Annotated in this window: 10 protein-coding genes, 16 tRNA genes, 2 rRNA genes and 1 riboswitch; of the genes, 2 read left to right on the top strand and 26 right to left on the bottom strand. The window is 52.1% G+C overall.

Annotated features, from left to right (window positions below):
• Positions 1–40: 40 nt before the first annotated feature.
• The 3 genes from NSU14_RS01220 to NSU14_RS01210 all read right to left on the bottom strand — a co-directional run bounded on the left by NSU14_RS01220 (position 41) and on the right by NSU14_RS01210 (position 3,667).
• Positions 41–934 (bottom strand): carbohydrate ABC transporter permease, encoded by an 894-nt coding sequence (locus NSU14_RS01220; protein ID WP_039309445.1) that lies wholly within the window; start codon positions 932–934, stop codon positions 41–43.
• Positions 935–949: 15 nt separating this feature from the next.
• Positions 950–1,816: an ABC transporter permease gene (locus NSU14_RS01215; RefSeq protein WP_371916301.1), complete on the bottom strand. Its 867-nt coding sequence runs from the start codon at positions 1,814–1,816 to the stop codon at positions 950–952.
• Positions 1,817–2,269: 453 nt separating this feature from the next.
• Entirely contained in the window at positions 2,270–3,667 is a 1,398-nt protein-coding gene (locus tag NSU14_RS01210; RefSeq protein WP_340942231.1) for an MATE family efflux transporter, read from the bottom strand.
• Positions 3,668–3,832: 165 nt separating this feature from the next.
• Here NSU14_RS01210 and NSU14_RS01205 point away from each other — a divergent pair, with 165 nt between their 5' ends.
• Entirely contained in the window at positions 3,833–4,714 is an 882-nt protein-coding gene (locus NSU14_RS01205) for a helix-turn-helix transcriptional regulator (RefSeq protein WP_340942229.1), read from the top strand.
• A 129-nt stretch (positions 4,715–4,843) separates the two neighbouring features.
• Here NSU14_RS01205 and NSU14_RS01200 read toward each other — a convergent pair whose 3' ends face one another.
• The 4 genes from NSU14_RS01200 to NSU14_RS01185 form a co-directional block, all read right to left on the bottom strand.
• On the bottom strand, positions 4,844–7,912 hold the full coding sequence (locus NSU14_RS01200; protein WP_340942226.1) for a glycoside hydrolase family 2 TIM barrel-domain containing protein: 3,069 nt from the start codon (positions 7,910–7,912) through the stop codon (positions 4,844–4,846).
• A gap of 381 nt (positions 7,913–8,293) precedes the next feature.
• Positions 8,294–8,854, bottom strand: coding sequence for a cysteine hydrolase family protein (locus NSU14_RS01195; RefSeq protein ID WP_076247773.1), 561 nt, complete (start codon positions 8,852–8,854; stop codon positions 8,294–8,296).
• A 19-nt stretch (positions 8,855–8,873) separates the two neighbouring features.
• Positions 8,874–10,286 (bottom strand): allantoinase AllB, encoded by a 1,413-nt coding sequence (gene allB, locus NSU14_RS01190; protein ID WP_076247776.1) that lies wholly within the window; start codon positions 10,284–10,286, stop codon positions 8,874–8,876.
• Positions 10,287–10,446: 160 nt separating this feature from the next.
• A riboswitch (purine riboswitch) is annotated at positions 10,447–10,550 on the bottom strand.
• Between the two features lie 419 nt (positions 10,551–10,969).
• Positions 10,970–11,350, bottom strand: a complete 381-nt coding sequence (locus NSU14_RS01185) for a MerR family transcriptional regulator (RefSeq protein WP_042139976.1) — start codon at positions 11,348–11,350, stop codon at positions 10,970–10,972.
• Positions 11,351–11,505: 155 nt separating this feature from the next.
• Here NSU14_RS01185 and NSU14_RS01180 point away from each other — a divergent pair, with 155 nt between their 5' ends.
• Entirely contained in the window at positions 11,506–12,426 is a 921-nt protein-coding gene (locus tag NSU14_RS01180; protein WP_340942220.1) for an aldo/keto reductase, read from the top strand.
• A 152-nt stretch (positions 12,427–12,578) separates the two neighbouring features.
• Here the strand turns inward: NSU14_RS01180 and NSU14_RS01175 are convergent.
• The 19 genes from NSU14_RS01175 to NSU14_RS01085 form a co-directional block, all read right to left on the bottom strand.
• Positions 12,579–12,657 (bottom strand) — tRNA-Leu (locus NSU14_RS01175).
• Positions 12,658–12,686: 29 nt separating this feature from the next.
• A tRNA-Cys gene (locus tag NSU14_RS01170) sits at positions 12,687–12,760 on the bottom strand.
• 7 nt (positions 12,761–12,767) lie between these two features.
• Positions 12,768–12,842 (bottom strand) — tRNA-Gly (locus NSU14_RS01165).
• A gap of 6 nt (positions 12,843–12,848) precedes the next feature.
• Positions 12,849–12,923 (bottom strand) — tRNA-Gln (locus NSU14_RS01160).
• Between the two features lie 18 nt (positions 12,924–12,941).
• Positions 12,942–13,017, bottom strand: a tRNA-His gene (locus NSU14_RS01155).
• A gap of 49 nt (positions 13,018–13,066) precedes the next feature.
• Positions 13,067–13,142, bottom strand: a tRNA-His gene (locus NSU14_RS01150).
• Positions 13,143–13,168: 26 nt separating this feature from the next.
• Positions 13,169–13,242 (bottom strand) — tRNA-Trp (locus NSU14_RS01145).
• A 5-nt stretch (positions 13,243–13,247) separates the two neighbouring features.
• Positions 13,248–13,333: transfer RNA gene (locus tag NSU14_RS01140), tRNA-Tyr, on the bottom strand.
• Positions 13,334–13,338: 5 nt separating this feature from the next.
• Positions 13,339–13,414 (bottom strand) — tRNA-Thr (locus NSU14_RS01135).
• Between the two features lie 20 nt (positions 13,415–13,434).
• Positions 13,435–13,510, bottom strand: a tRNA-Phe gene (locus NSU14_RS01130).
• 19 nt (positions 13,511–13,529) lie between these two features.
• Positions 13,530–13,607 (bottom strand) — tRNA-Asp (locus tag NSU14_RS01125).
• Positions 13,608–13,611: 4 nt separating this feature from the next.
• Positions 13,612–13,688 (bottom strand) — tRNA-Met (locus NSU14_RS01120).
• Positions 13,689–13,721: 33 nt separating this feature from the next.
• Positions 13,722–13,797, bottom strand: a tRNA-Val gene (locus NSU14_RS01115).
• Positions 13,798–13,802: 5 nt separating this feature from the next.
• Positions 13,803–13,874, bottom strand: a tRNA-Glu gene (locus tag NSU14_RS01110).
• 31 nt (positions 13,875–13,905) lie between these two features.
• Positions 13,906–13,995: transfer RNA gene (locus tag NSU14_RS01105), tRNA-Ser, on the bottom strand.
• A 3-nt stretch (positions 13,996–13,998) separates the two neighbouring features.
• A tRNA-Asn gene (locus NSU14_RS01100) sits at positions 13,999–14,074 on the bottom strand.
• Between the two features lie 63 nt (positions 14,075–14,137).
• Positions 14,138–17,068, bottom strand: a 23S ribosomal RNA gene (locus NSU14_RS01095).
• A 334-nt stretch (positions 17,069–17,402) separates the two neighbouring features.
• Positions 17,403–18,960, bottom strand: a 16S ribosomal RNA gene (locus tag NSU14_RS01090).
• The 16S and 23S rRNA genes sit together here with 16 tRNA genes alongside, the layout of an rRNA operon.
• Before the next feature lie 432 nt (positions 18,961–19,392).
• Positions 19,393–20,268 carry a nucleotidyltransferase-like protein gene (locus tag NSU14_RS01085; RefSeq protein WP_042139977.1) on the bottom strand — a complete coding sequence of 292 codons (876 nt, stop codon included), beginning with the start codon at positions 20,266–20,268 and terminating at the stop codon, positions 19,393–19,395.
• Positions 20,269–20,278 lie beyond the last annotated feature (10 nt).

Genomic DNA, 20,278 nt, shown 5'->3' with positions numbered 1-20,278 from the left:
ATAGCAGCCGCCAAAGACAGCGCGGATCTGCTACAAGGTTCTAACCTTTTACCGCGCCGATCGTCAGGCCTTTAACGAAATAGCGCTGAATGAACGGGTACAGAAACAGAATAGGTCCGGTGACAACGATGGCCATCGCCATTTTCGTTGACTCTGTAGGCAGATCTGCCCCGAGACTTACCCCGGTTCCCGCTCCCATGTTCGCAATGAAGGAAGCCGAGTTGATCACATTGTACAGGTGGAACTGCAGCTGATACTTGTGTGTGTCATTGATGAACAGGGAAGACGAGAACCAGTCGTTCCAGTACGTCAGCGCGAGAAACAGTCCAACCGTGGCAATGCCGGGCATCGACAGCTGCAGCACAATCCGCCAGTATATTTTGAAATCACCCGCCCCGTCAATCTTGGCAGATTCGAACAGCTCCTCAGGAACGGCAGAACGGATGAAGTTCTTCATCAGAATAATCAGGAACGGCGTCATCAGCCCCGGCAGAATCAATGCTCCATACGAGTCGGTCAGATGCAGATATTTGGTCATCATAATGTACCAGGGCACGAGGCCCCCGCCGAACAGCGTGGTGAAATAGATATAGAACGAGAACGTATTGCGGTATTTGAAATCCCTGCGGGCCAGCACATAACCAGCCATAGTCATGAAGAACAGCCCCAGCGTCGTCCCCGTAAGTGTAGTGAACAGAGTAACGCCATAGGCGCGCAGTACCTCATCCGGAAAAGTGAACACCGTCTTGTATCCTTCCAGTGAGAATTCCGCAGGAATCAGATGGTAACCGTCCCTGATAATCGATTCATTGGAGGACAGCGAGGCCGATATAATCAGCAGAAACGGGATCAGACACGCCAGCGAGCCGATGATAATAACCGTGTACGCCAGCCCCTGCAGCAGCCTGGTATAGTGATCGTCTTTAATATGCATGCTCTTTCTCTCCTCCTAGAACAACGCGTAATCATCATTGATTTTGCGGATCATGTAGTTCACCGTCATGATCAGGATGAAGCCGAACAACGATTGGTACAGCCCAGCCGCCGTCGCCATGCCGATATCAAAGGTCACCTTCAGGGAGCGGAAGACGTACGTATCCAGAATATCTGTTGTGTTATACAGCACCCCGTTGTTGCCGATCAGCTGGTAAAAGAGGTCAAACTGCCCCTTCATAATGCTTCCGAGGGAGAATAGCAGCAGCACTATGAAGGTAGACTTCAGCATCGGCACCGTAATATACCAGATCCGCTGAAAAATATGCGCTCCGTCAATTTTGGCCGCTTCATAGTACTCATCGCTGATCCCTGTGATGGCCGCCAGGTAGATAACCATGCTGTAGCCGAGATTTTTCCACAGATAGAACAGGATGATCAGGAAGATCCAGACCAGCGGCTTATTATAGACATCCACAGGTCCCGCTCCGAACCGGGCCAGCAAGGTGTTCAAGAAACCGCTATCATAATTGAACACGTTGTAGACGATGACGCTCAGAATAACGAAAGAAACAAAATACGGCAGGAACATAATCGACTGGGTTAGTTTCTTGAACCATTTGTGGCGCAGCTCACTAAGCAGGATCGCACAGACAATTGCCAGTACGTTGCCGAGCAGGATGAAGGCCAGATTGTAGCCGATGGTATTGAGCGTCAGCTTGATCAGCGTACCCGATTTCCAGAGAAACTCGAAGTTCTTCAGACCCACGAAGGGAGCATCAAACAACCCGGAATTGAAATCAAATTGGGTGAACGCATAATACACGCCGACCATCGGGAAATACGAATTGACCAGGAAGAACAGCAGCGCCGGCAGCAGCATCAGAAAAAGAATCCGGTTATGAATCAGCTCATGCAGAAATCCCTTCTTCCTTCTCTTCCGCGTGCCGGACTCTATCTGCGGGGACAGCCCGCCTGTTCCCTTCAGTGGAAGCTGGATAGCGAGTGGCATACCCGACTTGCGCTTACGGTGTCTCAAAGCCTTCACTCTCCTATACCTATATAAGTTGGCGGCACTGGCTCCGAAGCCTCCGCCCCTCGCGGCCCTTATGGCTTCGTCCAATGGATGCCCTGAGTATAGAAGATACCTCCTGCAGCTGAACAGTGAACCTTACAGCTATCCCTGTATTTTATTGCCAACCCCAGGGTGTACATTTCATACTTTTGTGCAGTAACCACGCTTGAACGCAAATAAGCCCCCGGATTACTCTCCTTCAGGAGAAGAATCCGGGGGAATGGTGTGCGTACTCCCGCGCTCATATCATCATATATACTTCTAAAGCTCTACCGAACATGCCACGCCCGGCTTCTCCCTCACTCCCTGCCGGCGCCCGGCAAACTGCGATTCGGCCTGATTCAGCACCTTCCGTTTCCGCCAGCGCAGCAGCACCAGTCCTCCTCTTGCCGCTTCATCGGCAATCATGCAGCAGTAGATACCCAGCAGCCCCCAGCCGGACGAAATTCCGAGCCAGTAGGAGCCGCCTACGCCAATCAGCGTCATGGAGATCATCGAGACCACCATGGTATAGCGGGTATCACCAATCGCATTAAGCGAGTTGCCCATAGCCATATTTAGCATTTTGCACGGCTGCAGCAGCAGATTAAGCGCCAGCAGGGATACGCCGATAGCGACAATCTCCGGATCGGCAGTGAAGAATCCGAGCAGCGACCGGCCGAACAAATACAATAGCAGCACATTGGCGCTGACGATAGCCAGCCCGATGTACAGCGTCCGGTATGCTGCACGATAGGCCTCCTGCGTCTGCTTGGCACCGAAGAGATAGGCGATCTGAATCTGCCCGGCCATGGCGATGGCATAACCCAGCGTGAAGCAGAAGGACTCCAGCGTGTTCAGATAGGTACGTGCAGCCAGCTCCTTGGCACCCAGCAGGGCGAGAAAAGAATAAATCACCAGCTGTGACAGCACCCAGGAGGAGGAGTTCAGTCCCAGCGGCCAGCTGATCCTGACGATCTCCGCGAATAATTTGCGGTGGAAGGTCCGAAAATCCGGCAGTCTGATTCTGCGCTCAAAAGCGCTGCTGAACATATACAGCAGTACAGCCACACCGATCAGCCTGCTGATCATCGTGGAGACCGCAATGCCGCTTAGTCCCATCTCCGGCAGGCCGAACATGCCGAAGATCAGAATATAATTGAGCAGAATATGAATAACATTCACAGCCACTCCCGTATACATCGGCCCGCGTGTATTGCCTGTATTGCGGATTGCAGAGCCTAGAGAGGCAGTCATTCCAACCATGAACAATCCGCCGCCTACATAAGTGAGATAGACATGAGATAGCGGAATCAGCTCTCCTGAAATATGAAGCATCCGGGCAACCGGATCGGCATACAGAAATAAGCTGACACTGAAGGCAACCCCCAGGAGAGTGCTTACGGTAACTCCCATAATCGCAATCGTACGCGCCTCTTCATTGCGGCCGGAGCCGAGCCGCTGCGCAATCAGTATACCTGCACCTCCGGCGAACGTGGTAAACAGTGTAATCAAAGCGCCAAATAACTGATTCGAAATGCCTACAACGGCAACGGCATCATCAGAGATCCGGCTGACCATGATAGTGTCCACTGTCCCGAGCAGCGTTTGCAGAAATATTTCAATAAATATAGGCCAGGCCAGCATCCACAGTCCGCTCTTCCCACCCATGGGTTTCATGGAATAAACCCTCCTCTGCCGATATGCGGCTGCTATAACCTGTGTAATCAAGCCTTGCAATTCAAGCTTGCTCGAAATAAATTATAGATGATATACTCTGGAAAATGTACCATATCTCAAACCTAAACTTTCAATATTCAAACCATCCTGCAGGAGGCTACCCTAATGAATCCGCTCCTATTCCGCATTCCTCCCCTGCCGCATTATATTGCAAGCGGCTTCAATCACTACCCGCCCGGCTATCAGCATCCGAACCGCCAGCACATCAAAGTATTCGATCTGCTCGTCGTCCGGCAAGGCTGCCTGTACATCGGTGAAGAGGAGCGGCGGTTTACGGTAAAGACAGGAGATGCCTTAATCCTTCGTCCGGATTGCCACCACTTCGGAACGGAGGGCTGCCGGGAGGAGACAGCCTATTATTGGCTTCATTTTCAAACCTTCCATGACTGGCCCGCGCTGCCCGGTTCCGCACTTGATTCCGGCAGCCCGAATGAGCCGGTGGGCGGCCTGCCCGCTTCGTTCTTCAATATCAGCTCGTTTAACCTCGCGTTGTCGCAATTCGTCACTCTGCTGCAGCCGGCCAAGATCGAAGAGCTGCTAGCCCAGCTGGGGCAGCTGCAAGCCACTGCCCACCTGGAATCGGTCCGCTTCCGGCAGCAGACTCTCTTCCAGGATATTCTGCAGCTGCTTGCCGCTTCCGTGAAGCCGGAGCAGCACAGCTCCCAGTCCACTGTATGCGCTGAGCAGGCCGCCTCCTTCCTCCGCGCCCATTACCGCGAAGAGATCACTACGGCGATGCTCGGAGACAGCCTTAACTTTCATCCGGTCTATATTGCCCGCTGCATGAACAAGGCGTATGGCTGTGCACCGATGGAATATCTGCTCCGTTACCGGATCGAGCAGAGCAAGCTGCTGCTGATGCAGACCAGCTTCCCTATCGCCCGGATTGCCGAAGAGGTCGGCTTCAACCAGGCGCCTTACTTCAGCTCCACCTTCATGAAGCTGGAGGGGCTGTCACCGCGGGAGTACCGCCAGCGCTTCTCATGAGAACAGGCCATCAGCGGTTTCCTCCGCTGATGGCCTGTTTCGCTATTGTTTATATTTCGGGGTCTCCGCAAATTACCTGAGTCATCATCGAAGCCAAAATCCCGCTTTGCGGGGTTATTGTACTACTGCTTACTCCGCCTCCGGCAACGCCGCAGCCATCCAGAACTCCCACTCCAGCTGCTGGTCCGCAGGGATCCGGTATTCCGGATGTACCGGCGCTCCCCAGCTGTCATCACCGCCGACACCCATTTGCTGCGCGGCAATGGTGACAACCGTGTAGTGCACCTTGGGCAGCTCATAAGGATGCGCTGCCTGCTCCAGCTCGAACGCTGTGTATGGCGACAGCGTACATTCCAGCGGCTCTCCCGCAGCCGCCTGAATCTGCAGCCCGCGGCCGCGCTCGTCCGTAATGCGTACCTGGCGTACGCCGGTACGGTTGCCGGACTCCTGCGGCACCAGATAAGGTGACGGCAGCTCCGTCACCTTACGCCGGAAGCGTCCCAGACGCGCTCCATACGCGCGGTCACTGTAATTCTCTTCCGGCCCGCGGGCATACCAGTCCGACTCTCCATAATCGGCGGACATCCGGAAGGACACAGCCACAACCGGCACATCCGGCAAGCCGGCCGCTCCGGTATAGACCATACGGACCCGCAGTTTACCGTCTGCGTAGACCGTATACTCAATTCGGGTCTTCAGCTCCCGGCTGATGCTGAATACATAGTCAAAGGTCACCGTGGCCCGGTCCTTCCCGGTCTCAAGCCTTACCGCCGTGCAGCTGCGGGCAAGACTGGCCGCGAACCAGCCGCCTGCGTGGTAAGCAAGCGCAGTTCCCTTGTCATTCTCCGTGGTTGCCCGCCAGAACAGCGGAGCAGGCGGAGTAGCAATCATCTCACGCCCCCCGTAGCAGAGCGACACCAGCGAACCTGCCTGCTTGGAGAACAGGGCAGCGAATCCGCGGCCGGTTACGCCAATGTTCACGTCTCCCTCGATCACCCTGAACTCTCCGGCCGCAGGCAGTATAACATCCTCTAGTTCCGCCGCAGCCTCAGCGGCTTCAATCCGGAAGACATGCTCCCCGTAGGCTGTCTCAAATCCCGCCTCAGCCCACAGCTCCGCTTCCTTCAGCAACAGGCTTACCGCCAGCGTGTACTCTCCCGGAGCTCCTGACACCTCCGGCAGCGCAAGCGGAATCCGCGCCTCTGCCTGCGCCGCAACCGCTACCTCCTGCTGCCCCTTGAAGATTTGCCGCCCTTCCAGGTACAGCCGGAACTCCAGCCGCAGCCCTTCTGTCCCTTCGAACAGATTACCGTTGATGATCTTCACTGCATCCCGTTCCGGTACAAGCCGGATGTTCTGGTAGAGGAACTTCACCTCCTGCATCTTCGGGGTCACAGTCCGGTCAGCGTAGACAATCCCGTTGCCGCAGAAGCTGTAATCCGTCGGCCGGTCATCAAAATCACCGCCATAGGCCAGATACTCCTCTCCGTATCTGTCTTTGGCTACCAGTGCCTGGTCAATATAATCCCAGATAAATCCGCCCTGATACTGCGGATACCGGCTCTCCAGCTCGATGTACTTATGAAGTCCGCCTACTGAGTTGCCCATGGCATGCATATATTCACAGCTGATGTATGGCTTATCCGGCTGACCTTCCAGGTATTCTGCAATATCCGCGGGCTTGGCGTACATCCGGCTCTCCATATCACTGGTGTCATTGTATTTGCGGTTATGGAACACCCCTTCATAGTGCACCAGCCGCCCCGGATCGGTCTTGCGGAAATAATGGGACACATTCAGAATTACCTCACCCGCATACGATTCATTACCGCAGGACCAGATGAGGATGGACGGATGGTTCTTATCGCGCTCCAGCATCGACACTGCACGGTCCATTACAATATCCTGCCACTCCGGTTTATCACCGGGAATGTTCCAGGATGGCTCAACCGCGCCCATCTTTTGCCACGAGCCATGGGATTCCAGATTCATCTCGTCAATCACATAGACACCGTACTCATCGCACAGCTCATACCAGAGCGTCTGATTCGGATAATGTGAGGTCCGCACAGCATTGATATTATTCTGCTTCAGGATGATGATGTCCTTAATCATGTCCTCTCTGGTGATGTTCCGCCCTCTGCGGCTGTTGAACTCATGACGGTTGACTCCTTTGAATATAATCCGTTTGCCGTTCAGCAGCATCAGCTTGTCCTTCAGTTCAAACACGCGGAACCCCGCCCGTTGCACAATCGCCTCCACCAGTTCTCCGCGGCCATCGAATACAGAGATACAGACGCTATAGAGATACGGATTTTCTGCGCTCCACAGCGACACCGTACCTGCCTCCAGGGTAAAGGCCGCCTTTCCAGCCACAACCTGCCCCTCGGTTTCTGCCACAACGGCTCCGGCCGCATCCTTCAACCCGATTTTCACAAAAGCGTCCGCCGCCGTTGCCATGCTAACTTCAGCAGTTAACGTTCCCTCCTGATAGGCAGCATCCAGCTCCGCATTAATCCGCAGATCCTGCACATGGAGCTTCGGCACCGTATACAGATACACCTCGCGGAAGATACCCGAGAACCGCCAGAAATCCTGATCCTCCAGCCAGCTGCCCGAGCAGCGCTGATAGACCTCAACGGCCAGCTTGTTCGCCCCCTCCTGCAAATAAGGGGTTAACTCAAACTCCGCAGGTGTAAAGCTGTCTTCGCTGTACCCCACGAAATATCCATTGAGCCAGACATAACACGCCGCCTCCACTCCCTGAAAAGATATAAAGACCGGCCCGTTCTCCATATTCGCCGGAACCTCAAAATATTTCACATAACTCCCCACCGTATTGCTCTCCTCCGGAATCGCCGGCGGCCGCACAGCATCAAGCCCGTCCCAGGGATACATCGTGTTGGCATACTGCGGCTTGCCGTACCCCTGAAGCTGGATATGACCGGGCACCTGAATGTCCCCCCAGCCTCTGGTATCATAATCCGCCTTATAGAAATCCTGAATCCGGCTGGCCGCATTCACCGCGTAGCTGAATTTCCAGTCTCCGTTCAGGGAATGACGCAGCTCCATCGGGGCTTGCCGCTCCGCTTCCTCCATGGTCTTGTAATAACGATGGTCCGAATGCGCTTCCAATCGGTTCACCTTAAAAACCGAAACATCGCTTAACCAGTCCAGACTGGGCTCGTTGCTGAACATTATATTTTCCTCCTTATTGGTCTCTCACAATGATTTTGTTCTCTTCCATGATTCCCTTACCGTCTGCGTCAGCAGTTCCAGCTTAATTTTACCCAAGACCTTCGCAGGTTCATAGTGCAGGATCACAACTAAGGTGCACATAGCTGACTTTGGGGCATTTGACCCTGGCCTCTTACTGCATCTTAAGCTTTTAGCAGCCGCAAATGGAATAGCATATTTACCGTTTTTACTGGATTATTTATCTGTTTATTTAGAGGAACACCCCCCACTCCGCTTTCACGCACATAATCACAAAAAGCCCCAGCTGAGCGGCAACCGCCGTACAGCATGGAGCTTTTAGAATACGAAGTTTAGCCTTTATCGCACTAGCCTTTCAACATATTAGCCTTTTACAACAGCATTAACCTCTTTATACTCGGCCAGGGTCAGCACTTCTCCAAAAATCCCGATATCCCGCAGACCGGAGACATGCATCTCCTCATCCTTGGAGGCGCAGCAGTCGCTGATACACTTGACCTTGTAAGTGTGGTACATCGCATCGGATGCCGTAGAGCGGACACAGACGTTGGTCCATACCCCGGTAACTACAACCGTATCAATCCCCTCCTCACGGAGAAAAAGATCCATATCCGTATAGCTGAACGCACTATGCCGTCTTTTCTGCACGATATAATCGCCTTTATCCGGCTGCGGAGTCAGCTCGGTTATGAAGTCCGATCCCCAGGTGCCCTTAATCGCATGAACCGGCCTAACCCTGAAGTCAGCATCATTCTGCCGGTGCGCCTCCTGTACGAAGATCACCTGAATATCATTCTCGTGGCTGAATTCGATCAGCTCCTGAATTGCAGGCACGATTCCCGTCCCGTTCGGACAAGTCAGCGCTCCATCCGGATGGATGAAATCATTCAGCATATCAATAATTACTACAGCGTGTTTAGCCATTATGTTCTCTCCCCTTCTCCTAGTATTTCAGCAAACGCGGAAGCTCGCTGATCGTCTGCCGTTTCACGAACTCGCCATAGCCCGGTTTACCGACCACACCAAGCTCATCATCGTAGACCAGTGTGCCTCTGACAATGGTTTTATCCACCTTGCCCTTCAGCTTCATTCCGTGGAACGGGGTGTATTTCGGTTTGCAGTGCATTTTATCTTTATCGAGCGTCCATTCCTTCTCCAGATCGACAATCGTGAAGTCGGCATCGGTGCCGATTTCCAGCGCGCCTTTCTTCGGATACAGGCCATAATGGATGGCCGGATTCGTACACAGTAGCTCCACCAGGCGGGACAAGCTGAGTCTGCCTTTGTTGTAGCCTTCACTAATCATGATCGGCACCAGCGTTTCTACACCCGGAATCCCCGGGAAGGAAGTCCAGACATCCATGCCTGGTGCATCCTTTTCCGTAGCAATCTCATAAGGAGCATGGTCGGTAGCCATGAAGTCAATCGTTCCGTCTACCAGCCCCTGCCAGAGCGCTTCATTATCTTCCGTACGGCGCAGCGGAGGTGCAATTTTGGCAAAAGTCCCGAACTCCGTCATCGCATCCACCGCATTCAGCGTCAGGTAGTGCGGACAGGACTCCGCTGTCACCTTCACCCCTTTAAGCTTCGCTTCCTTGATCAGCTGATTGCCTGCCGCCGTACTCATATGCACGATATGCAGGCGGGCTCCCGATTCCTCCGAGAAGCTGATGCCCAGCTGGATCGCCGCTTTTTCCGCCAGAATCTTGCGCGCTTCAGCCCATGCCGGGTAATCCATCCGTCCTTCCTTTTTCAGCTTCTGGGTATAGTAATCGCAGATGGCATAGTTCTCAGCGTGAATTCCGATTGGCATTCCAGTTTCGGCTACAGCATAGAAGGCTTCGAGCATCTCAGGGTCCGTCACACGCGGGTAAGATGGCACAGACGGTGTCATATATACTTTAAAAGCAACCACGCCCTCAGCAGCCTGCTCCTTCACAATATCCAGCACATCATTGCGTACATCCTCGCCGGTAATTCCGCCCCACATGGCGTAGTCGACGATTCCTTTACCTTCGAGCGCATTCAGCTTGTTATGCAGGTTCTCCACCGAACGCACGGACGGTACGCTGCAGCAAGGCATATCTACAATCATCGTTACCCCGCCCGCCGCCGCACTGCTGGTTCCGGTAACGAAGTCTTCACGGTGTGTGAACCCCGGATCATTAAAGTGAGTATGCGAATCAATAACTCCTGGCAGCACCAATTTGCCCTGTGCATCAATAATCGTATCGGCCTCCGCGTCAATATCCTTGGCGAACCCTACGATAACACCTTTGTTCACCAGAATGTCCGTCAGCACTTGTCTGTCGCCTTGCGGAATGCTCGCATTTTTAATGATCAGTTCATAACCCATGAATACACACCTCTTCTTTATAATTTGGTTGAATCCTCACTCTGGCCGGACGAGGCAAGATCAGCTCCACGCTTCTGTACACAACAAAAAACCCAGGGTACAAAAGGCACATAATAGTAAACACTGCCTCACCCGGATACCTCCGCACAGTGAAAAGCAATTCCTATCACATACCTCCTGTAGCCTGGGGCAATTTACGGTCGCCTGGTCGAAACGCTCAAACCAAATTATTGAGCTTATACAAGAGCAAGAGCTTATTTGATTAGTCCATCTGATAAGCAAGCAATCCCGGCAGCGTCATGTTAATTAATATAACACTATATCCAGAATCGGCTTCCTTAAGTACCTTTATCATATCATCAAGAGGCTTCCCGTCAAGATTATAAACCGCTTTGTCAAGAAACGGTCAATTTATGCGTCATTTAACATCACATGAACGGTCTTTGTATTCCATTTTCCCGGATATTCCGTTCTTTCTGCTGCCCTTCTTATCTACTGTATAAGCAACTTAGGAAAACCCGGGACCCCGGTCTCCGCAAGGATTTCCAACCCAATATAAGGCCTTACTCTATTTATAATTCATCTCATTCTTATACCGGTTTCGCTACAAGCTTAAGTACTGGCTGCAGCATTTCCAATCCTTAATTGCAGCGACAATAATCATACGACCCTGCGGCTCAAGATTAGGGTCTGGCTGCTTTCGCTTCATTCTCCAGGGAGGCAAAATAAGCAATTTTGTGGTCCACCTTTTGCGCAAAGCTCTGAAAGAATTTAATCTTCTCATCAATATGCACTTTATGCTCCTGCAGCAGTCTGCGCTGATCGGGCAAAGCACTTACCCCTTCTTTCGAAAGCGCAATGAATTGCTTGATATCGGCAATCGCCATCCCTGTATCCTTGAGACAGCAGATTAACGAAATTAACTCCAGATCCTCATCGTCAAAACACCGGTTGCCGTTAACATCTCTTGCCACAACCGGCAATACGCCCTCCCGTTCGTAGTAACGCAGCGTATATTGGCTCAGTCCGCTTTTTTGTGCTATGGTTTTGATGCTGTATCCCATTATTGCAGCTCCCTTCTGTCAGCTGGTATCGGTTTCATCTCTTAAGGTAACACCATTTGGTTTCTATGAAAAGCCGCTCTATAAATCTATTGACTTACACCTAACTCTAAGGTCTAAGCTTAACACTGTACCTTCATTTAAGGAGTGAATAATTAATGGTAAAAAGAATTAACGTTGCTAATGGTGCGCTGGAGGTCGCTGAAATCTCCTTGGGCTGTATGCGGATTGCAGATCTGTCACCACAAGAGGCCGATGTACATATTCACAGCGCCCTTGAGGCTGGCATAGACTTTTTTGACCACGCTGACATTTATGCTGCCGGTAAAGCTGAGGAGGTGTTCGGCGACGTGCTGGCTGCAAGTCCGGGCATGCGTGAGCAACTGCTGATTCAGACCAAATGCGGAATCCGTAATGGCTTCTTCGACTTCTCCAAAGAGCATATTGTGAGCTCGGTAGAGAACAGCCTGAAGCGCCTGAAGACCGATTATGTCGATGTTCTGCTGCTGCACCGCCCGGACACCCTTATGGAGCCTGAAGAAGTAGCAGAAGCCTTTGATCAGCTGGAGAGCAGAGGTTTGGTGAAACACTTCGGCGTCAGCAACCAGAATCCCCTGCAGATTGAATTGCTGAAAAAGAACGTCAAGCAGCCCCTGCTGTTCAACCAGCTTCAGCTCAGCGTAATGGTCACCGGCATGATCGATTCCGGGATCAACGTCAATATGACAAATTCCGGATCAGTTGTCCATGATGGAGGCATCCTGGAGTATAGCCGCCTGCATGATATGACGATCCAGCCTTGGTCACCGTTCCAATACGGTTTCTTTGAAGGCGTATTCCTCGGCAATGAGAAGTTCCCGGAGGTGAATGAAGTCATTAACCGTCTGACTGCGGAAAAAGGTGTAGCAGATACGGCCATCGCCATCGCCTGGCTCCTTCGCCATCCGGCTAAGATGCAGCCGGTGGTCGGTACCACCAACACAGCGCGCTTGCTTGATATCGCCAAAGCTTCCGATATAACCCTCAGCCGCCAGGAATGGTACGAGATCTACCGCGCGGCCGGGAACGTGCTTCCTTAAGTGAGTCTTAGCATCAACATATAAAACATATAAAACCCGCAACGAATTTGATGATCTAAGTTCGTTGCGGGTTTTATCCTTAATTTGAGATGGAGTATAAATATAAAAATCCCTCAGGAGTCAAACTCCTAAGGGACTAGTTTCATAAATTATACCGGCGAGAGGACTCGAACCTCCACGGTTTCCCACTCGATTTTGAGTCGAGCGCGTCTGCCATTCCGCCACGCCGGCATATACATAGAATTAGTTCTAAAAGATAATGGAGGTGCCACCCAGATTTGAACTGGGGATAAAGCTTTTGCAGAGCTTTGCCTTACCACTTGGCTATGGCACCAAAAAAATGGAGCGGACGACGGGAATCGAACCCGCGACCCTCGCCTTGGCAAGGCGATGCTCTACCGCTGAGCCACGTCCGCATATAATGGCTGGGGATATAGGAATCGAACCTATGAATGACGGAGTCAAAGTCCGTTGCCTTACCGCTTGGCTAATCCCCAACATTTGATTTAATAAAATGGGGCGACTGATGGGTCTCGAACCCACGAATGCCGGAACCACAATCCGGTGCGTTAACCCCTTCGCCACAGTCGCCATATGAAGCTTATTTAATTGCAATGCCTTATAACCCTTATAAAAGAAATGGGGCGACCGATGGGTCTCGAACCCACGAATGCCGGAACCACAATCCGGTGCGTTAACCACTTCGCCACGATCGCCATATTAAATTTTATAGGATATTACTTGGCAGGGGCAGCAGGAATTGAACCCACACCAACGGTTTTGGAGACCGTTGTTCTACCTTTAAACTATGCCCCTAAAAATGGTGGAGGCTGATGGATTCGAACCACCGAACACGTACGTGAGCAGATTTACAGTCTGATGCGTTTGGCCACTTCGCTAAGCCTCCGAGGATGGTGCCGGCGAGAGGACTTGAACCCCCAACCTACTGATTACAAGTCAGTTGCTCTACCAATTGAGCTACACCGGCATATTAAGTTGTAAAAAATATGGTGGCGCGGGAGGGAATCGAACCCCCGACACAAGGATTTTCAGTCCTTTGCTCTACCGACTGAGCTACCGAGCCGAACATTTCTTCATAAAGATGGCGGAACCGACGGGATTCGAACCCGCGATCTCCTGCGTGACAGGCAGGCATGTTAGGCCAACTACACCACGGTTCCAAATTGGTTGCGGGGGCAGGATTTGAACCTGCGGCCTTCGGGTTATGAGCCCGACGAGCTACCGGGCTGCTCCACCCCGCGTCAATGTTAAAGATCTATTCTGTTAAAGATAGATGGTGGAGGCTGAGGGGTTCGAACCCCCGACCCTCTGCTTGTAAGGCAGATGCTCTCCCAGCTGAGCTAAGCCTCCATATATGACTCGTATGGGATTCGAACCCATGTTACCTCCGTGAAAGGGAGGTGTCTTAACCCCTTGACCAACGAGCCATGCTGATTAAATATTTGTAAGGTAAAGCTACGGAGAGAGAGGGATTCGAACCCTCGAGACGCTTGTGGCGCCTACACGATTTCCAATCGTGCTCCTTCGGCCAAACTCGGACACCTCTCCAGATGGCTCCCCGAACAGGACTCGAACCTGTGACAACTCGATTAACAGTCGAGTGCTCTACCAACTGAGCTATCAGGGAATATACATATCAGGCTTGATCACCTGAAAACTGAATCCGAAACGAATCTGCGTTCTTCGAAATTTGGATAAGCCCTCGACCGATTAGTATTGGTCAGCTCCATGCATTGCTGCACTTCCACCTCCAACCTATCTACCTCGTCGTCTTCAAGGGGTCTTACTAATTGGGAAATCTCATCTTGAGGGGGGCTTCACGCTTAGATGCTTTCAGCGCTTATCCCGTCCGTACGTAGCTACTCAGCCATGCTCCTGGCGGAACAACTGATGCACCAGCGGTACGTCCATCCCGGTCCTCTCGTACTAAGGACAGCTCCTCTCAAATTTCCTGCGCCCACGACAGATAGGGACCGAACTGTCTCACGACGTTCTGAACCCAGCTCGCGTACCGCTTTAATGGGCGAACAGCCCAACCCTTGGGACCTACTTCAGCCCCAGGATGCGATGAGCCGACATCGAGGTGCCAAACCTCCCCGTCGATGTGGACTCTTGGGGGAGATAAGCCTGTTATCCCCAGGGTAGCTTTTATCCGTTGAGCGATGGCCCTTCCATGCGGTACCACCGGATCACTAAGTCCGACTTTCGTCCCTGCTCGACTTGTAGGTCTCGCAGTCAAGCTCCCTTATGCCTTTGCACTCTGCGAATGATTTCCAACCATTCTGAGGGAACCTTTGAACGCCTCCGTTACTCTTTAGGAGGCGACCGCCCCAGTCAAACTGCCCGCCTGACACGGTCCCCGTACCCGATTAGGGTACCAGGTTAGAACCTAGATACGATCAGGGTGGTATCCCAACGGCGCCTCCGCAGAAGCTTGCGCTCCTGCCTCAACGGCTCCCACCTATCCTGTACAGATCGTACCCAAATTCAATATCAAGCTGCAGTAAAGCTCCATGGGGTCTTTCCGTCTTGTCGCGGGTAACCTGCATCTTCACAGGTATTAAAATTTCACCGGATCTCTCGTTGAGACAGCGCCCAAGTCGTTACGCCATTCGTGCGGGTCAGAATTTACCTGACAAGGAATTTCGCTACCTTAGGACCGTTATAGTTACGGCCGCCGTTTACTGGGGCTTCGGTTCACAGCTTCGGGTTTAACCCCTAACCACTCCCCTTAACCTTCCAGCACCGGGCAGGCGTCAGCCCGTATACTTCGCCTTGCGGCTTCGCACAGACCTGTGTTTTTGCTAAACAGTCGCTTGGGCCTTTTCACTGCGGCCCCCTCGGGCTATTCACCCTACCGAGGCACCTCTTCTCCCGAAGTTACGAGGTCATTTTGCCGAGTTCCTTAACGAGAGTTCTTCCGCGCGCCTTAGAATTCTCTTCTCGCCTACCTGTGTCGGTTTGCGGTACGGGCACCTTCTCCTGGCTAGAGGCTTTTCTTGGCAGTGTGAGATCATGACCTTCGCTACTACAATTTTCGCTCCCCATCACAGCCCAGCCTTATCGATGTGCGGATTTGCCTACACATCAGCCTCACTGCTTAGACGGACATATCCATCAGTCCGCGTCACTACCCTCCTGCGTCACCCCATCGCTCATAGCGGATTACGGTGGTACAGTAATTTCAAACTGTTGTCCTTCGACTACGCCTTTCGGCCTCGCCTTAGGTCCCGACTTACCCTGAGCGGACGAGCCTTCCTCAGGAAACCTTGGGCTTTCGGCGGATCAGATTCTCACTGATCTTTTCGTTACTCATACCGGCATTCTCACTTGTATGCTGTCCAGCGCTCCTTACGGTACACCTTCAACCTGCATACAACGCTCCCCTACCCCAGATGCAAAGCATCTAGCCATAGCTTCGGTGGTGTGTTTAGCCCCGTTACATTTTCGGCGCAGAGTCACTCGACCAGTGAGCTATTACGCACTCTTTCAATGGTGGCTGCTTCTAAGCCAACATCCTGGTTGTCTGTGCAACTCCACATCCTTTCCCACTTAACACACACTTGGGGACCTTAGCTGATGGTCTGGGCTGTTTCCCTTTTGACAATGGATCTTAGCACTCACTGTCTGACTCCCGGCAAGAAGTTAATGGCATTCGGAGTTTGACTGAGCTTGGTAACCCTTGCGGGCCCCGCACCCAATCAGTGCTCTACCTCCACCACTCCATTCACCGAGGCTAGCCCTAAAGCTATTTCGGGGAGAACCAGCTATCTCCGAGTTCGATTGGAATTTCTCCGCTACCCCCACCTCATCCCCGCATTTTTCAACATGCGTGGGTTCGGGCCTCCAGTGCGTGTTACCGCACCTTCACCCTGGACAGGGGTAGATCACACGGTTTCGGGTCTACGTCCACATACTCAATCGCCCTATTCAGACTCGCTTTCGCTGCGGCTCCGGCTTCTCACCTTAACCTTGCATGTTAAACGTAACTCGCCGGTTCATTCTACAAAAGGCACGCCATCACCCATAGATCGGGCTCTGACTTTTTGTAAGCACACGGTTTCAGGTTCTATTTCACTCCCCTTCCGGGGTGCTTTTCACCTTTCCCTCACGGTACTGTTTCACTATCGGTCGCCAGGTAGTATTTAGCCTTAGCAGATGGTCCTGCTGGATTCATACGGGGTTTCACGTGCCCCGCACTACTCGGGATCCGTCTCGGAGAGAACACAGTTTAGGCTACAGGGCTTTTACCTCTATCGCGGGCCTTTCCAGACCTCTTCGCCTACCATATTCCTTTGTAACTCCATGTGAGACGTCCCACAACCCCAAGAGGCAAGCCCCTTGGTTTAGGCTGTTCCGCGTTCGCTCGCCGCTACTGACGGAATCACTATTGTTTTCTCTTCCTCAGGGTACTTAGATGTTTCAGTTCCCCTGGTCTGCCTCTGCGTATCCTATGTATTCAGATACGAGTAACTGCGAATTACCACAGCTGGGTTTCCCCATTCGGACACCCCCGGATCAAAGCTTGCTTACAGCTCCCCGAGGCAGTTTCGTTGTTCGCCACGTCCTTCGTCGGCTCCTGGCGCCTAGGCATCCTCCGTGTGCTCTTATTAGCTTAACCGTCACTCCGGTGTTTCGCTTGCTTGCTCATCTTGTTTTGAATGCCGCTCATGGATTGCTCCATTCACCAACACATTCAAAGCCAAAGGTCGCTGCACAATCGAAAACCTTCGTTCTGCACTAATAACTATTTCAACTTGCTTACACAAGTTTCAGCTAAAAGATGTTCTAAAACGCAAATTCGTTTCGGTATCCAGTTTTCAAGGATCAAGGTAAAGATGAGAGCTTAAACTCTCAAAACTGACCAACGAGTGAGTGTTTGAACCCTAAGGTTCGTTGTGGAAGCTTACGCTTCCGATTTGAATGTCACCGTTGCAGGTGACGATTCTCCATAGAAAGGAGGTGATCCAGCCGCACCTTCCGATACGGCTACCTTGTTACGACTTCACCCCAATCATCTACCCCACCTTCGGCGGCTGGCTCCCTTGCGGGTTACCCCACCGACTTCGGGTGTTGTAAACTCTCGTGGTGTGACGGGCGGTGTGTACAAGACCCGGGAACGTATTCACCGCGGCATGCTGATCCGCGATTACTAGCAATTCCGACTTCATGCAGGCGAGTTGCAGCCTGCAATCCGAACTGAGACCGGCTTTGCTGGGATTGGCTCCACCTCGCGGTTTCGCTTCCCGTTGTACCGGCCATTGTAGTACGTGTGTAGCCCAGGTCATAAGGGGCATGATGATTTGACGTCATCCCCACCTTCCTCCGGTTTGTCACCGGCAGTCACTCTAGAGTGCCCAGCTTCACCTGCTGGCAACTAAAGTCAAGGGTTGCGCTCGTTGCGGGACTTAACCCAACATCTCACGACACGAGCTGACGACAACCATGCACCACCTGTCTCCGATGCTCCGAAGAGGGGCACTATCTCTAATGCTTTCATCGGGATGTCAAGACCTGGTAAGGTTCTTCGCGTTGCTTCGAATTAAACCACATACTCCACTGCTTGTGCGGGTCCCCGTCAATTCCTTTGAGTTTCAGTCTTGCGACCGTACTCCCCAGGCGGAGTGCTTACTGTGTTAACTTCGGCACCAAGGGTATCGAAACCCCTAACACCTAGCACTCATCGTTTACGGCGTGGACTACCAGGGTATCTAATCCTGTTTGCTCCCCACGCTTTCGCGCCTCAGCGTCAGTTACAGCCCAGAAAGTCGCCTTCGCCACTGGTGTTCCTCCACATATCTACGCATTTCACCGCTACACGTGGAATTCCACTTTCCTCTTCTGTACTCAAGTCACCCAGTTTCCAGTGCGACCCCAGGTTGAGCCCAAGGTTTAAACACCAGACTTAAATGACCGCCTGCGCGCGCTTTACGCCCAATAATTCCGGACAACGCTTGCCCCCTACGTATTACCGCGGCTGCTGGCACGTAGTTAGCCGGGGCTTTCTTCTCAGGTACCGTCACTCCGGTAGCAGTTACTCTACCGGACGTTCTTCCCTGGCAACAGAGCTTTACGATCCGAAAACCTTCATCACTCACGCGGCATTGCTCCGTCAGGCTTTCGCCCATTGCGGAAGATTCCCTACTGCTGCCTCCCGTAGGAGTCTGGGCCGTGTCTCAGTCCCAGTGTGGCCGTTCACCCTCTCAGGTCGGCTACGCATCGTCGCCTTGGTGAGCCGTTACCCCACCAACTAGCTAATGCGCCGCAGGCCCATCCCCAAGTGGCAGATTGCTCCGCCTTTCATTCTCTCTTCAGGAGAGGAAAGAAATTATCCGGTATTAGCTACCGTTTCCGGTAGTTATCCCAGTCTTGAGGGCAGGTTGCCTACGTGTTACTCACCCGTCCGCCGCTAAGCATGAATGGAAGCAAGCTTCCATTCAAACTCCGCTCGACTTGCATGTATTAGGCATGCCGCCAGCGTTCGTCCTGAGCCAGGATCAAACTCTCCAAATTGTATTTAGAAAGAGCGATTGCTCATTTTGAAACATCTGACGAGAATTTTCATTCTCTATTTTGGAAGTCACTTTCGTGATTTCCCACTCACTCGTTGTTCAGTTTTCAAAGATCAATGTCTCATCGTTTGCCGCCGTTGTTTGTTTCAGCAGCGACCTTTATAATATATCACAGCGCCCTCGTTTTAGTCAACCTTTTTTTTGATTTCTTTTTTCGGCTGATTTACGACTGCTTTGCAGCGCATCGTTATGTCAGAGGAACGAGTTATAATTTATCACATAAGTTGCGTCCTAGTCAACCCTAAATATTCCCCTCATTTTCTGCGCTCATGCAGCAAGGAACAAATAAAAAAAGAGAGTACACTACCTCTCTCCATCCTCCTGCTTACTTTTTCTATTATAGGTCTATTCATGTCCGTGGACAGCCACCTAACTAAAGGGTATACCGAATTGCATGCCCGTCCCCGGCCTCAACAGCCCAAGAAGTAATTTCTCTAATTAATGAACGCGATACAAGCTTGCGCAGAACAAGCGGCAGCTCTGCCTGGAGCTGGCTCAGTCCTGAATGCTGCAGAAGTTCTTTAATACTCCAAGCCTCCTTGCGGCTGCTCAGGATATGGAGAAGCATGGCGCAACAATCCGCCATTTTTGACATTAACGCAAACTCGCAGGCCAGCAAAATCAGTTCGACTCTCTGCTCCAGCGTTTCTGTACTTACTGTCAGTTCTTCATATAACTTATGAACCGGAGAATTCAAATTCTTGACCTGTCCCCACACTGCGGGCTCCGGAAAATATCCGGCCTCGCTCACTTCAATACGTGCCCAATGATACAGAGCGATAAGCACGCAGTTATAAGCATCCATAGTACAGCCTGCTTCAAGGTAACGTTTCGACTTCACGTACATATGTAGAAAACGGGAGAATTCCATAAACAATACCCGCTCTTTCAGCGGACCTTGAAACTGAATGAGTTCCTTCCGCATCTCCGCCAATATCCCCTTAGGGTCCCAGATCACCTCACCGGACATTAAACTGGTAAGGAGTTCATTATTGTCCCCTGCCATCACAGCGCGTTCCAATGCAGATAGACCCACATGCACGGATTGCGTCCGCCTGTCCCCGGCAATGGTGTGGGTTATAATCCGCTCTGTCTCCTGTTCCTCATGCAGCATGAGCACCATCATATCAAAGTCGTGCAGCAGCGCGCTCTGAAACGTGTCATTGCCTCTTTGCCGCAAAGCAACGGCTCCAAGAACATTCTCATCAAATGTCTCCCCACCTAATAGGGTCAAATTGGACAGTTCCATACTTCCCTCC

Source organism: Paenibacillus sp. FSL R10-2771 (assembly GCF_038000205.1).
In the GTDB taxonomy this organism is placed as follows: Bacteria; Bacillota; Bacilli; order Paenibacillales; family Paenibacillaceae; genus Paenibacillus_AQ; species Paenibacillus_AQ phytohabitans.
Note: the sequence above shows the minus strand (reverse complement) of the source record. Positions and strands in the feature narration are given on the sequence as shown.